The sequence below is a fragment of the Microbacterium testaceum genome (assembly GCF_001476285.1).
Lineage (GTDB): Bacteria > Actinomycetota > Actinomycetes > Actinomycetales > Microbacteriaceae > Microbacterium > Microbacterium testaceum_B.
Map to the genome: position 1 here is coordinate 1 of NZ_LDRU01000010.1, position 12,201 is coordinate 12,201.

At 71.6% G+C, this 12,201-nt stretch carries 14 protein-coding genes and 2 pseudogenes; 8 read left to right on the top strand and 8 right to left on the bottom strand.

Annotated elements, in window-relative coordinates:
- Nucleotides 1–360: 360 nt before the first annotated feature.
- A complete protein-coding gene (locus NS283_RS02440) occupies nt 361–861 on the top strand; it encodes a hypothetical protein (protein WP_058595300.1) in 501 nt (166 codons plus the stop codon).
- Between the two features lie 21 nt (nt 862–882).
- On the opposite strand, the gene NS283_RS02445 is transcribed toward NS283_RS02440, so the two are convergent.
- On the bottom strand, nt 883–1,254 hold the full coding sequence (locus NS283_RS02445) for a hypothetical protein (RefSeq protein ID WP_153003261.1): 372 nt from the start codon (nt 1,252–1,254) through the stop codon (nt 883–885).
- Nucleotides 1,255–1,383: 129 nt separating this feature from the next.
- Here NS283_RS02445 and NS283_RS02450 point away from each other — a divergent pair, with 129 nt between their 5' ends.
- On the top strand, nt 1,384–2,568 hold the full coding sequence (locus tag NS283_RS02450; protein ID WP_058595302.1) for an MFS transporter: 1,185 nt from the start codon (nt 1,384–1,386) through the stop codon (nt 2,566–2,568).
- A 54-nt stretch (nt 2,569–2,622) separates the two neighbouring features.
- Here NS283_RS02450 and NS283_RS19160 read toward each other — a convergent pair whose 3' ends face one another.
- Entirely contained in the window at nt 2,623–3,504 is an 882-nt protein-coding gene (locus NS283_RS19160; protein ID WP_241492172.1) for a helix-turn-helix transcriptional regulator, read from the bottom strand.
- A gap of 82 nt (nt 3,505–3,586) precedes the next feature.
- On the opposite strand from NS283_RS19160, the gene NS283_RS02460 reads away from it, so the two are divergent.
- The 5 genes from NS283_RS02460 (at nt 3,587) to NS283_RS02475 (ending at nt 6,295) form a co-directional block, all read left to right on the top strand.
- On the top strand, nt 3,587–4,330 hold the full coding sequence (locus NS283_RS02460; RefSeq protein WP_058595304.1) for a DUF429 domain-containing protein: 744 nt from the start codon (nt 3,587–3,589) through the stop codon (nt 4,328–4,330).
- Between the two features lie 232 nt (nt 4,331–4,562).
- A complete protein-coding gene (locus tag NS283_RS02465) occupies nt 4,563–4,769 on the top strand; it encodes a type II toxin-antitoxin system HicA family toxin (RefSeq protein ID WP_058595305.1) in 207 nt (68 codons plus the stop codon).
- Nucleotides 4,766–5,164, top strand: coding sequence for an antitoxin HicB (locus NS283_RS02470; protein ID WP_058595306.1), 399 nt, complete (start codon nt 4,766–4,768; stop codon nt 5,162–5,164). Before NS283_RS02465 ends, NS283_RS02470 begins: the two co-directional genes overlap by 4 nt.
- A 605-nt stretch (nt 5,165–5,769) precedes the next feature.
- Nucleotides 5,770–5,904, top strand: a complete 135-nt coding sequence (locus tag NS283_RS19310; protein ID WP_275044495.1) for a hypothetical protein — start codon at nt 5,770–5,772, stop codon at nt 5,902–5,904.
- Between the two features lie 79 nt (nt 5,905–5,983).
- The gene (locus NS283_RS02475; protein ID WP_058595307.1) at nt 5,984–6,295 is read left to right on the top strand and encodes a hypothetical protein; all 312 of its coding nucleotides are present in this window, start codon (nt 5,984–5,986) and stop codon (nt 6,293–6,295) included.
- Between the two features lie 21 nt (nt 6,296–6,316).
- On the opposite strand, the gene NS283_RS02480 is transcribed toward NS283_RS02475, so the two are convergent.
- The gene (locus NS283_RS02480) at nt 6,317–6,979 is read right to left on the bottom strand and encodes an arsenate reductase/protein-tyrosine-phosphatase family protein (protein WP_058595308.1); all 663 of its coding nucleotides are present in this window, start codon (nt 6,977–6,979) and stop codon (nt 6,317–6,319) included.
- 212 nt (nt 6,980–7,191) lie between these two features.
- Here NS283_RS02480 and NS283_RS02485 point away from each other — a divergent pair, with 212 nt between their 5' ends.
- A complete protein-coding gene (locus NS283_RS02485) occupies nt 7,192–8,214 on the top strand; it encodes a serine/threonine-protein kinase (RefSeq protein ID WP_058595309.1) in 1,023 nt (340 codons plus the stop codon).
- Between the two features lie 8 nt (nt 8,215–8,222).
- Here NS283_RS02485 and NS283_RS02490 read toward each other — a convergent pair whose 3' ends face one another.
- The 5 genes and pseudogenes from NS283_RS02490 to NS283_RS18825 form a co-directional block, all read right to left on the bottom strand.
- Complete coding sequence (locus NS283_RS02490; RefSeq protein ID WP_058595310.1) at nt 8,223–9,041, bottom strand: DUF6671 family protein; 819 nt, start codon at nt 9,039–9,041, stop codon at nt 8,223–8,225.
- Entirely contained in the window at nt 9,041–9,364 is a 324-nt protein-coding gene (locus NS283_RS02495; protein WP_058595311.1) for a P-II family nitrogen regulator, read from the bottom strand. Before NS283_RS02495 ends, NS283_RS02490 begins: the two co-directional genes overlap by 1 nt.
- A pseudogene (locus NS283_RS02500) lies at nt 9,361–11,151 on the bottom strand (putative inorganic carbon transporter subunit DabA); the annotation flags it as partial. The pseudogene NS283_RS02500 and the gene NS283_RS02495, both read right to left, overlap by 4 nt.
- A gap of 37 nt (nt 11,152–11,188) precedes the next feature.
- Nucleotides 11,189–11,893 (bottom strand): annotated as a pseudogene (locus NS283_RS19420) (putative inorganic carbon transporter subunit DabA); the annotation flags it as partial.
- Nucleotides 11,893–12,201 (bottom strand): hypothetical protein (locus tag NS283_RS18825; RefSeq protein WP_193752616.1); only part of this gene is annotated, 309 nt, incomplete at its 5' end. The pseudogene NS283_RS19420 and the gene NS283_RS18825, both read right to left, overlap by 1 nt.

Sequence of the window (12,201 nt, forward strand, 5' to 3'; positions counted from 1 at the left end):
CCGGTCACTCTCGGCTGGACCGCGCACGTGCTCGAGCAGGCGCGGGACCCGAAGATCATCCGGCCCTCGGCGCGGTACGTGGGGCCCGCGGTGCGGGCGGTGTGACTTGGGCGCGTGGTCGCGGCGGTGTCTGCGGGGTGTGCCGTCAGGCGGAGTCGGTTGGCGACACGCGGGTGGGGGTGGGTCCGGGGCGGCGTGTCGGTGACGGAATCCGCGGGACGGTACCGGGTCTCGCGGCTGGTCCCGACCCCTTCGGCAAGGTCACGGACCTCGGGCAGGGGTCGGGGCATCATCGAGGCACCGGCCCCGCGGGGACCGCGGGGACGTGACGCCGGCTCCCACCTCGACCACAATGGAGGGATGCGATCCCCCCACGCGCTGGTCATCACCCTGCTCGCTGCCGGTCTCGCCCTCACCGGGTGCACCGGGTCCTCGGCATCCGACGAGCCGTCCGAGACGACGGCCGCAACGGCGGATGCCAGTCCCGTCGCCACCGCGTCGCCGGTGCCGGCGGACGGCCCGGTCGCGGCGTTCCAGACCTGGTGGACGGCGGTGCGTTCCGCCGACACCGTCGCCGCGTGCGGCGCGCTGACCGACCCCCTCCAGCAGCGGATGATCGCCGAGTACGAAGCCGCGACCGGCATGGACATCGATGATTGCGCCACCCTCATCCGGCAGAGCTCGGCCCTCTATGCGGCGGCGGGCCTCCCCGCCGATGTGACCGTCGACGTCGAGTCCGAGACCGCCGACGACGCGATGCTGCAGGTGACGTATGCCAACGGCGACTGCGGAACGGTGCACCTCGAGCGCACCGCGAGCTCGTGGGCCCTCACCGAGCTCAGTGAGGAATGCGCCGGCTGACGCATCCGGGCCGGGAGGGCGTCAGGGAAGAAAGTCGGCGCCGCTGAAGAAGCCGATGCCCAGTGACAGCAGGGCCGCGGCCACGCCCGCGATGAACCCGGCCGCGGCGAGTTCGCGCGCCATGCGGGCGTTCAGACTCAGGATGCCGGTGACCAACGACACGAGGGCGAGCGCCCAGATGCCGAGCTGCACCCAGACGAACTGATCGAAGTCGGCGATGGCGCTGACCGAGACCAGGAAGATGTGCCACGCGATGACGATGCTCCCGGTGACGATCGCGATGATCGAGGCCACCCGGAGGTCGCCCTTCGGAACGGGCGGCGCGGGTGGCTGGGGCCGCGGAGGCACGCGAAGGCCCGGCTCGAAGGAGTCGGGAAGGTCGTCGTCTGCCATGGGGTGATCCTCGCAGGTCCGGCGGGTGAGGGCGACCGGTTGCGCCGCGACGATCGCGCTCGGACGAACGGTGGGGTGCCCCGGACGATCGGTCGGGCGCGCGGAATGCTCCGTTGCGAGCATCGAGCCATGACCATGACCGCCCCCGTCCCCGTCGCTCCCGTCGCCCGCATGAGATACGGCGGGCTCGTCGTCCTGATGTTGATGAGCTTCCTGCTCGTCACCGCCGAGTTCCTCCCCAACGGTGTCCTCACCGAGATGGCCGCGGGCCTCGGCATCACCCCCGGCCAGGCCGGGCAGACGGTCACCGTCACCGCGCTCGCCGGGTTGCTGATGGCGCCCACAGTCGGGCTGATCTTCCCGCGGATGGACCGCCGCACGCTGCTCGTGATCGCGGCAGTGGCGGCGGCGGTGTCGAGCCTCGCGGTGGCGGTCGCTCCCCACTTCGTCACGATCCTCGTCGCGCGCTTCCTCCTCGGAACGGCGATCTCCACCTTCTGGTCGATGTCGATCACGGTCGCCGCCTCGCTGTCGGCGCCCGACCGCATCGGTCGTGCCGTGATGTTCACCTCCGCCGGTCTGTCGCTGGCCACGGTCGCGGGAGTCCCCCTCGGCGTCCTTCTGAGCGAGGCCCTCGACTGGCGTCTGGCGTTCCTCGTCGTCGGGCTCGCCTCCGCGCTCGTCGGGGTGGCCGTGCGTCTCTCCCTCCCCCCGGTGCCGGCGGCCGCCGCATCCAGCATCCGACTCCTCGTCGACACGCTCCGCCGGCCCGGAGCCACGCTCGGGCTCGTCGGCCACGTCTTCATCGTGCTCGGGCACTTCCTCGCCTACACCTACGTGCGGCTCGCGCTGGAGCGCCTCCCCGAGGTGGATGCCGCAACGGTGGTCCTCCTCCTGACGCTGTTCGGCGCCGGCGGGCTCATCGGCAACATCGTCATCGGGATCGTGGTCGACCGGGCGTTCGGCATCCTGTCCGTCGTCGGTCCGCTCGCGATCGCGACGTCGATCGTCGTGGTGCTCTCGCTCCCCGGATTCGCGGCGGTCGCCGCGGCGGTGTTCGCGTGGGGCTTCCTCTTCGCGTCGTGGCTGATCATCGTCAACACCTGGGTCGGACACCGGATGCCGGACCGACTCGAGGCGGGCGGCAGCCTCGTGGTCACGGGCTTCCAGCTCGCGATCGTCGCGGCCGCCGGCATCGGCGGGCTGCTCGTCGACGGAGTCGGTGTCGTCGTCACGGATGCCGTGGGCGCGGCGCTCCTCGTCGTCGGCGCCGTGCTGTTCGGGGTGTCGCTGCGGGTTCCGCGCTCGCGCTGAGCGTGTCCGTGACGCGCGGCCCAGCCGCGGCGGTTCGGTCCCGGCCGTCGCGGCTCAGCCGTGCGCGATCGGGACCGGCCCCGCGGAGGCGCGCCATCGCGAGGGCGCCACGCCCGTGACGCGGCGGAACGCGCGGCGGAAGCCCTCGTCGGAGGCGTAGCCCAGGGTCCGCGACACCTCGGACACGGACTCGCCGGCTTCGAGGAGCTCCTTGGCGCGGTGCACGCGCGCGTCGGTGACGTAGCCGCCGGGCGAGCGGCCGAAGGCCTCGCGGAACCGCTCGGCGAACACCGAGCGCGACATCGCGGCGAGACCGGCGAGTTCGTCGGTGGTCCAGGTGTGACCGGGGTCCGCGACGATTGCGGCGGCGGCACGATCCAGGAACGGATCCTCCGAGCGCGGTGGCCACGCGGCGTTCGCATCGGCGAAGGCCCACGCGCGGATCGCCGCGAGGACCACCGTGCGCACCATGATGTGGCAGATGGTCGTGTCGCCGGGGCGGGGGGACTGGCCGAGGTGGGCGGCGAGGGCCGCCGCGGCCGGCTCGGCGCGCGTGAAGTCGTTGACGAAGACGACGCCCGGGAGCGCGCCGGAGTGGAGGGTGCGTGCCACTCTCACGGAGATGACGGTGACCTCGGCCCCGGACTGCGACGTGAGCACGAGGTGCTGGCACCCGAGCGAGACGAGAGCGTCGCCCGCGAGGAGCGTGCGACGGCCGCGCAGGGTCGCCGCCTCACCCGATCCGGCGTCGATCGAGCAGCCGAGATTCTCGCCGATGTCGCCGGTGATCTCTCCCGCGCGCACGAAGAGCAGTGTCGCCTCGCCGGGCGGGACCGTCAGACGTTCGCCCGCCTCGAGTGTCGAGCGCCGCGCGTGGTCGGCGCGGATCTCGAGCGACGCGAGCGCGCGATCGAGGGCGGCGGCGTGCGAAGTCACACCGCCGAAAACCACGGCGTCGTCGACGGTATTCCGCGCGGGCGGGCGAGCCACCCGTGATGCTGGGCCGTAGGCTGCGCGGGTGAGAACGATCGGCGTCGACCTGGCCGCGGGCGTGCCCGGTACCGCACTCGCCGAGCTCGTCTGGGCCGACGGTGGCGCCCGGCTCACGCGGCTCGAGACCGGGGTCGATGACGCCGCGATCGTGGCATCCGTCTCCGGAGATGCGGTGTGGCTCGGTGTCGACTGCCCGCTCGGCTGGCCCGACGCGTTCGTCGACTTCGTGCGCGCGCACCACTCCGGCTCCGCCCTGGAGCTCGTGGACGGCGGAGCCGACTGGCGTCGCCCGCTCGTCTACCGCCGCACCGACCACGTGGTGCGCGAGCGCATCGGACGCTGGCCGCTCAGTGTCTCGACCGATCGCCTGGGTGTCACGGCGCTGCGGTGCGCGGGGCTTCTTCGGCGGCTCGCCGAGTCGGGCTTCCCCGTCGACCGAGCGGCCGAGGGGCGCCTGTTCGAGGTGTACCCCGGCGGCTCGCTGCGTTTGTGGGGCTTCGACACGACCGGATACCGGGTGGATGCCGAGCGCCGGGCCGTTCTCCTCGACACGCTGTCCGCGCGCGCCCCGTGGCTCGATCTCGGCGGCTTCGCCCCGCTCGCGGTCGCGAACGCCGACGCCTTCGATGCCGTCGTTGCCGCTCTGGCGACACGCGCTGGTGCGCTCGGGGCGTTCGAGCCCCCGGCATCCGAGGTTCTCGACATCGCCCGGCGGGAGGGGTGGGTCGTGCTGCCGGAGGGCCCGGTGGAGGCGCTCGCGTCGTCGTGAGGCGTCCGAGGCATCGCGTGTGGTTCCTCGCCCGGGCCGGATCCGGGTCGTCTCCCGTGCAGATGAAGCCGCGGGTGGATTCGGCGCAGCGCATGGTTGCCGTGCTCACGTCTGGGCCGGCGTGAGTATCCGCGTGGCGCGGGGGCTGCGGCGAGTGCGTGCGAGGCGAGCCGTGCAGGCGCACAATTTACTCCCCCTTTAGCCATGTATTAAGGGGCCCTACAGTGCGATCATGGTTAAGCCGATGAAGTACCGCGACCTGGTCAGGTTGCTTCGGGATGCCGGATTCGACTCGGAGCAGGGGAAGGGCGATCACGAGAAGTGGTCGGCACCGGGGCTGTCGCGCCCCGTCATCATCACGCAGACACGAGAGGTGTCGCCAGGATTGACGCGGAAGGCGCTGGCGGCCATCGAGGAAGTGAAGGGACAGGACCGATGACGATGATCGATGTCACGGCCACCCGCTGGGACGGCGGATGGGAACTCGCAATCGACGGCGACCCTGTGACTCAGGTGCGCACTCTCGACCGTGCGGAGCAGCAGGTCCGCGACTACCTCGACACCCTCGCCCCCGGCGTCGACCACAGCGATGTGCAGGTGAACCTCATCCCTGATCTCGGGACTGGCGTTTCGGTTCGCGTCAAGGAGGCGCGGGAGGCCACGGCGGCGGCGCAGGAGCGTCAGGTCGCTGCAGCGCGCCAGGCTCGCACGGTCGTGCGCGAACTTCGCGCGCATGGCGTCACGGTCTCCGACGCCGCGGTGCTTCTCGGCGTCAGCCCCGCCCGCATCAGCCAGCTCGCCAAAGACAAGACCGACGCAGCTGTCGCGTCCTGATCTCCGGGGCGCAGGATGAGAGCATGCGCGACGACCGGATACCCCGACCTAGAAAGAAGATTGATCCTGCGGAACGAACGCTGCCGCCGGAATCACGCGAAGCGAGCTCATCACGATCATCCGAACGTGACACGGTGCAGGGGGACACGATCGATCATGGGCCGCTGAACGTCCTATCTGAGTCTCCACTTCGGTGCTCAGAACGCTCAAATGCGCGGAGGCATGCTGCGAAACCAATTGGTTGTGCACTACCCACCGTCATCTCTCTCGGTCATTGCGAGCGGATGCGCCCCCGCTGTTTCGCGAGCGCCAGTAAGCCCCGTAGATGATGAAGCCGATACCGCCGACCGCCAACGCGGGTATCGCAAACCACATCGGTAGGCCGCGCCCAGTGGTCCCGGTGGGGTCTCCTAGGAGCACGGGTAGTGCGATCAAACTGAGTACCAGGAACGCCACTCCCAGCCCGATCAGAACGTTCGGCCGCTTGGGTGGGGTTGCCATAGTGCAGATGCTGACAGCCCCGCGGGTCGGGCGCTACCCAGCCACCGTGCCCTTTATCGATTGGGGGCGGGGTTGCCGCGCTGGTCGTCTGGCTGCTGCTGGCCGTGGGTGGGTATCTCGTCCTGTTCCACGGGCGAGCACGCAAACGCCCGGTGCTCGCGAGCGTCATGACCGGTGCGAGCGCACTCATCGTGCTCGGGGCGACGGCCGTGGCGCTCTCCTCGCCGCACCGCTTCTGAGCGCGGACCGTGCCGGTCGCGGCCTCGCGCTCCGGGCCGTGTGCGAGGATCATCGAACGATGCGGCGGAGGGGGTCCGGATGATCAGCTCGCCTCGTCGTCTTGCCCTGGCTCTGATCGCCGGCGGGGTGTTCGCTCTCGTGGCGGGTACCGTGCTCGGCGTCACGACCGGGGTGACTCTGCTCGGGATGACGGGACAAGTGCTCGGGACGTGGTTCAGCTACGTGCCGATGTTCTCGGAACCGTCCCCGCGACCCATGCCCGCGCTGGAGCCGCTCTTTCCCGCTGTGGGGCTCGTCGCCGGCATCACGCTCTTCCTCGGGGGCTGGGTGGCGATCATTCGAGGTGCCGCGCACGGGTGGCCCGCGAGGTTCGATCGCTCACCTCCCTGAGTGGAAACCGACCGCGTCCGGCTACGCCGCCGTGAGCTGGGGAGCGACGCGGGCGATGCGGGAGCGGAGCTCGGCCACCGTCTCGTCGAAGGCTTCGACGCTGCCCGTTCTTGCGGGGTCGCGGATGGACCAGTGCACGTCGTCTCGCCCCCGCATCCGTTCGTGGGCATGGTCGCAGACGCTGATGAGGAAGTCGCCGGGACGCGCGACCTCGTCGAACGAACGCGGGGTCGCATCGGCCTCGAGCGGGATGCCGTGGCGAGCGGCGGCGGCCACCGCACCGGGATTCACCCGATCGGCGGGACGGGTGCCCGCGGACGCGGCCGGGATGGAGCTGTGCGTAGTCCAGATGGCCTGCGCGAGCTGCGAGCGCGCGGAGTTGGCGGTGCACACGAAGACCACCCGGCCTTCCACTCTCCGAGGTCCCAGGGCGAGCGCCGAGAACGCTTCCGGGATGAGCTGGAGGTAACTGCGACGACCGTCGGACTCTGATCGGACACGTCGCGCGATACCGCGGGATTCCAGAACGTTGGCGTGGAAGGCGACGAGATTCGACTTCATGCCCAGGGCTGCCGCGATCTCGCTCGACGACATGTCGCCGATGGAGAGCAGGTCGACGATCTGCAGGCGCCCGGGGTCGGCGAGGGCGGCGAAAGCATCCGCGCGTCGTTGAAGGTCGTCCATTATGCACCCCAGGGTCGCACCGTGTCAGCGGGCAGCGCCAGAAAAATTAGCTCAGTAATCTTTGAGCGACCGCAGCGGGCTAGGCGCCCCCAATCCTCCTCCCGCTGCGGTCCCATCGACGTCAAGAGTTACAGGGAGTCTCGCATGGGTAGCGGAACCCGCGTGCAGGTGTCCCCCACCCGTCGCGCTCGCGACGACGGAGACACCCTCGTGTGAGCACCGCAACGCGACGCGACCGAAGCCGCGGCTCCGAACGGGAGGCCCTCTCGGCCCTTCTCGGCGAGGTGTTCGCGGGGCGATACCGGCTGCTGGAGCCCCTCGGGCTCGACGGCGGATCGCGCGTGTTCCGCGCGCGGGACGACATCCTCGCGCGTGACGTCGCGGTGAAGGTCTTCCGCGCCGATCCGCGCGATGCGTCCGATCCACCGAGGCGTCTTGCGGCCGCTCACGTGCTCACCGGGCTCGATCACCCGTCTTTGGTGACCCTCTACGACGCGCACCTCGGTCGTGACGGCCGTGGCTTCCTCGTCATGGAGCTCATCAAAGGCCCCACTCTGCGACAGCACCTCGACCAGGACGGCCCGCTCCCCTCCGACGCGGCCGCGGGGGTGCTCCGGGATATCGCGCGGGGCCTCGCCGCCGTCCACGAGGCGGGCATCGTCCACCAGCGCCTCCGCTCGTCGAATACGCTCCTTCGGCCTCTGCGAGACGGCAGTCGGCCTTTCGCCGCGGTCCTCTCCGACTTCGGCGTGACGGACCTTCTGGAGCGCGCGGCACGAGCGGACGGGCTCGACCTCACCGTCGACACGGCGGAGTACCTTCCTCCGGAACGTGTCCACGGCGACGGCGTCCGACCTGCCTCCGACATCTACTCGCTCGGCCTTCTGATGCTCGAGGCGCTGACCGCGGAGCGTCCCCTTTCCGGCGGACTGGTGCAGGACCTCCTTCTCGACCCTCTGGCGTATGACCCGGAAATCCCCACGACGTTCGGGTACGGCTGGGAACTGCTGCTCACCGCCATGACGGCCCGTGACCCCGACGCACGCCCCACCGCGTCGGAGGTCGCGGCCCTGGCGGCCGAACTGCACGACCTCCCCGAGCCGACGCCGGCAACGGTGATCACCACGGACAGTCCGGAGCCGGTGCCGGCACTTCGAGCCGTGCGTCAGACGCGCGACGTCGTCGCGCGGAAGCGCCGACCCGCGCTCTGGACGTGGGTCACCCACTACCACTAGCCGACGCCTCACGGATTGCACGCGTCGCACGCGGCGGGATCGGCCACCTCCACCGGTCGCCGGCGTTCCTGCCGTTCCGGACACCGCGGGCACCCGTCCACGTCGAGCCGCACCTGCGACGTCGCGTTGCCGCAGGCGCCGCACGGCAGTCCGCGCACCACACCGACCGGTCCGAAACCGGGGCACCCGCACCCCGGGCAGAGGCGAGTGAGGCGTGCGGCGAGCAGCCACGACAGTCGCCGCAGCGTTCGTCGTCGCCCCGGGTTCATGTGCGCACGCAGATCCGGCTCGAGCTCGACCGGACCCCGACGGACGAGGGCGAGGAGGGCCGTGGCATCCTGGATCCCCTTCCTCATGCCCTCGTCGGTGTGCGCCACGACGGCCTGCGCGGGGAAGCCCACGCGCTGGAGATACCGCTGTGCCTCGCTCTCGCTGCGGACGGTGCGCCGCGGCGCGATGTGCACGTGCTGGCGGATGCCATGACGCACGCGCATGCCGCGTTCGAGGTCGACGAACACGGCGAGCTCCTCGTGCACCATCGGGCCGAAGCCGCCCAGCGCGGGGGAGTACGACGCCTCGGTCGCGAGGCCCGTTGCCGTACCCAGTTCGGCCGCCGCCCCGCGTGCTTTGGCCGCCGCGGCCTCTTCGGGAGTGAGCAGCCTCGGCACGTCTCGCGTGAACGTGCCGAGGGCGTCGGTGTCGAGCGCCACCGTGGGGGCGACCCACGCGCCGAGCCAGCGTCGGAAGGCGGGCGCGAACGCCGCCTCCTTGCCGTGGACGGTGCCGATCGCGACGGTGGTCCCGTCGAACGGCGAGCGGGCGCCCATCACACGAAGTAGTCGGCGCGGCTCACCGCGGTGGGCGAGACGAACATCACGCCGGCCGTCCGCTCGAGGAGCGGGCGGATGCCGGCGACGATCCCGTCGGCGCGCTCGGGAGCGACGACCGTGACCAGCAGGGTGAGGGCGTCATGGTCGTTGAACAGCAGGCGGCCGCCGCGCGAGCCGTGGTGTCCGACGCCGGCCACACCGGTGATCGCGGTGTACCCGCGCGCGCCGAGCGATTGCATCAGGGCGGAGACCTCGGCGACGTCGTCGCTCGCGACGACCACCTCGATCTTGGTCATCGGGGTCAGTTCGGACGTGCTCATGAGAGGTGCTCCTTCGTGGTGGTTTCGGGGTGGAGGACGGGGATGCCGGGGGCCTCGGCCGTGTCGAGGTCGTCGAGCTGCCAGCCGTAGCGGCCCCAGCGCATCCACGGCGCGTTCTCGTCGTCGCGTACCCGAAGGGTGATCCAGCGGTGAGCGACGAGGGTGCGGACGACCTCGGAAGCCTCGACGATCGTGTTGACGCGCTCGATCGGCGCCTGGACGAACACCTGCAGGCGTACGGGCTCGTGCCGTGCCTCCTGGCCGACGCCCACCGACTGCCACGGCAGGCCGATCCGCACGTCGCCGCCGTAGCCCGAGAGCACGCCTATGGTCCCGACGACGTTGTGCAGCGGCTTCGGGCCCGCGCCGAAGCGGTCGGGGGCGACCGTCGAGGCGGTGTACTGCGCGTTGATCCACTGCGCCACGATCATCGGCGCGGTGAGGATCGTCTCGAGCCCCGACCCCTCCGGATCGGCGGACGCCTCGTAGCTGTGCAGGAACGCCCGCCGCTCGAGGTCGAGCCCGGCCGTGATCGCCCGGGGCCCGACGATGAAGGCCGCGTTGCCCGCGAGCCCCCATTCGGCGTACGACTCCGCCCAGTCTGCGGACCGCCGCTCGGTGTCGCGCACGGCTCCAGCCGCGTCGCTTCCCCCGGGGAGGGTCGCGCTGCGCTCCGCGGTGTTCGCGACGCGCGCGGACTCGAGGTGGTGCCCGAGCTCGAGCACGATCGTCTCGTGCGTGGCGGGCACCGTCCACGGCTCGAGGAGCGTGACCTCGTCGGTCACGGTGTCCATCTGCGCGGCGAGGAACAGCGTGTCCGCGGGAATCCGGATGCCACGCCCGGCCAGCGCCAGGCGCGTCTCGGGGTCGTTGAAGATCATCGCCGCGGCACGGGCGTTCGGCTCGCCCTCGTGCCCCCCGCACGCTCCGCACTGCAGGCTCGACGCGAACGGATTGTTCGTGACCGTCGCGCCGTGGCCGCACAGCAGCACGATCGGCGCGAAGTCGTCGACGAGGCCCATCATCCGCAGCGCCGTCTCGGCGTACAGGACGCGTTCCTCGAGCGAGAAGACGACGTCGGCGTCCACGTGGGTGGACGGCTTCGCGGGCCTGACCATCTCGACGAGCGCGCGCCATCCTTCCGGGGCGAGGGTCCGCAGCGCGGAGGCCGCGCCGATCACCCAGCCCGCGGTCTCGGCGAACGCGAAGGGCGTGACCGGCGACTCCTTCAGCGCGTCGAGCGTGGCATCCCGTTCTCCCTCCGCGATCCGGCGCTGCCGCCACCGGCTGAGGGCGTCGCGCTCGACGGACGACTCGGTGATCGCGACCCGCGGAGTCAACAGGACGGGACAGGAGGCTACCTCGGGGGACCCGTCCGCGGGACGGAACGAGATCGGCACCGCGAAGAACCCGGCGAAGCCGAGCGTCTCGACCGGGCCCGCCTCCTCGAGGTGGCGCCGGAAGCCCTCGGACCGGGTGTCGATGCAGAAGACGGCCTGAGCGAGGGGGCGGTCGGTCCGTTCGCTTCCCCGCGCGGGCGCGAGGGCACGGGCCGCGCCGCGCTCGTAGGCCTCCTGCCAGACGGCGAGCCTGGTCGCCGGGGTGACGAGCGCGAGGGTGCGGCCTACGACCGCGCGGGTCGCGGGGTCGGAGGGGTCTGCCCCCAGTGCGAGGGCGACCATGCCGATCCGGGCCTCCTCGTCGGGCGCGGTCTGCGCGGGGACGCGGAGGGTGGCGTCGGCCGGGAGCAGGAGGCGCTCCAGGGTGGTCCGGATGGCGACGAGCGAGGTGAGGTCGACCCCCCCGCGAGCCGTCCGTGAAGTGCCGGACGAGGGCCGACCAGCCCGGCTGTGCGAGCACGTGCGCCCGCAGGAAGTCCTCGGCCGCCGAGCCCGCGAGCTGCCAGCGGTCGAGGGCGACGCCGATCGCGCTCGCCGCGTCGGCGGGCGTGTTCCGGATGCCGCTACGCACCTGCCGCGAGAGCGTCGGGTCGACCGCGGCGAGGCGCCGCCAGCCGGTCCACATGCCGTCGCGCCGCACGGGGCCGCTCCACGCGCCGTCGCCGAGGGTGGCGGTGAGCCACCGCGCGGTGAGGTCGTCGACGCGCGCGTGGACGCGGGGCGAGAGAACGGCCGCCGGAGTGGGTAGCGACGGTCCGGTGGGCATCGCGGGTGAGACGAGCAGATCCTGCCGCAGGACCTCGGCGACCGTCGTCACGATACGACCGACCACGAGGGTGTCGGTTGCGCGTGCCTCGGCGACCGTGAACCGGAGGGCGGCGATCAGGTCGGCCGACGAGATGCGACCCTGCTCGTGCAGCTCGCGGAACCGCTCTTCGGGCAGGGTGAGCAGGATGCCGTGGTCGCGGGCGATCTGTCCGAGTGCGCCCTCCCAGTCGAGGTCCTCGTAGCCGGCGACGGGGTTGCGGGCGATGAAGGTCTCGAGCGGGAAGTGCGGCGAGATCGCACGGCCGGCGGCGGCGACCCAGCCCCGGACGGTGGCCGGTGAAGGAGGAGCGGTGGTGGTCATCAGACTCTCCGGTACTCGAGGGGGCCGCCGGCGGATGCCGGAGCCCAGGACGGGGTGGGGGCGGGGAGCGGCGGTCGGCCCCACGCGAGGGCGAGGGCGAAGATCCGGTCCGAGAGCGGTCCGGTGGAGCGGATGCCGAGGAGGGATGCCGCGGCGACGACGAAGACGGCCAGAGCAACGCCCCAGGGCAGCGCCGTCGTCCCGCTGACGGGGACGAGCGCCTCCGCGCCCGGGAAGACCACCGCCACGTATCCGACGACCGCGATCGCCAGCGTGAGGAGCAGCGCCGCGCGCGTGGACACGCGCGC

Coding starts and splice junctions, on each gene's coding strand:
- NS283_RS02440 (WP_058595300.1), top strand. CDS start 361: ATGCGATCCCCCCACGCGCTGGTCATCACCCTGCTCGCTGCCGGTCTC.
- NS283_RS02465 (WP_058595305.1), top strand. CDS start 4,563: ATGGTTAAGCCGATGAAGTACCGCGACCTGGTCAGGTTGCTTCGGGAT.
- NS283_RS02450 (WP_058595302.1), top strand. CDS start 1,384: ATGACCATGACCGCCCCCGTCCCCGTCGCTCCCGTCGCCCGCATGAGA.
- NS283_RS02495 (WP_058595311.1), bottom strand. CDS start 9,364: ATGAGCACGTCCGAACTGACCCCGATGACCAAGATCGAGGTGGTCGTC.
- NS283_RS02480 (WP_058595308.1), bottom strand. CDS start 6,979: ATGGACGACCTTCAACGACGCGCGGATGCTTTCGCCGCCCTCGCCGAC.
- NS283_RS02475 (WP_058595307.1), top strand. CDS start 5,984: ATGATCAGCTCGCCTCGTCGTCTTGCCCTGGCTCTGATCGCCGGCGGG.
- NS283_RS02445 (WP_153003261.1), bottom strand. CDS start 1,254: ATGGCAGACGACGACCTTCCCGACTCCTTCGAGCCGGGCCTTCGCGTG.
- NS283_RS02470 (WP_058595306.1), top strand. CDS start 4,766: ATGACGATGATCGATGTCACGGCCACCCGCTGGGACGGCGGATGGGAA.
- NS283_RS02490 (WP_058595310.1), bottom strand. CDS start 9,041: ATGGGCGCCCGCTCGCCGTTCGACGGGACCACCGTCGCGATCGGCACC.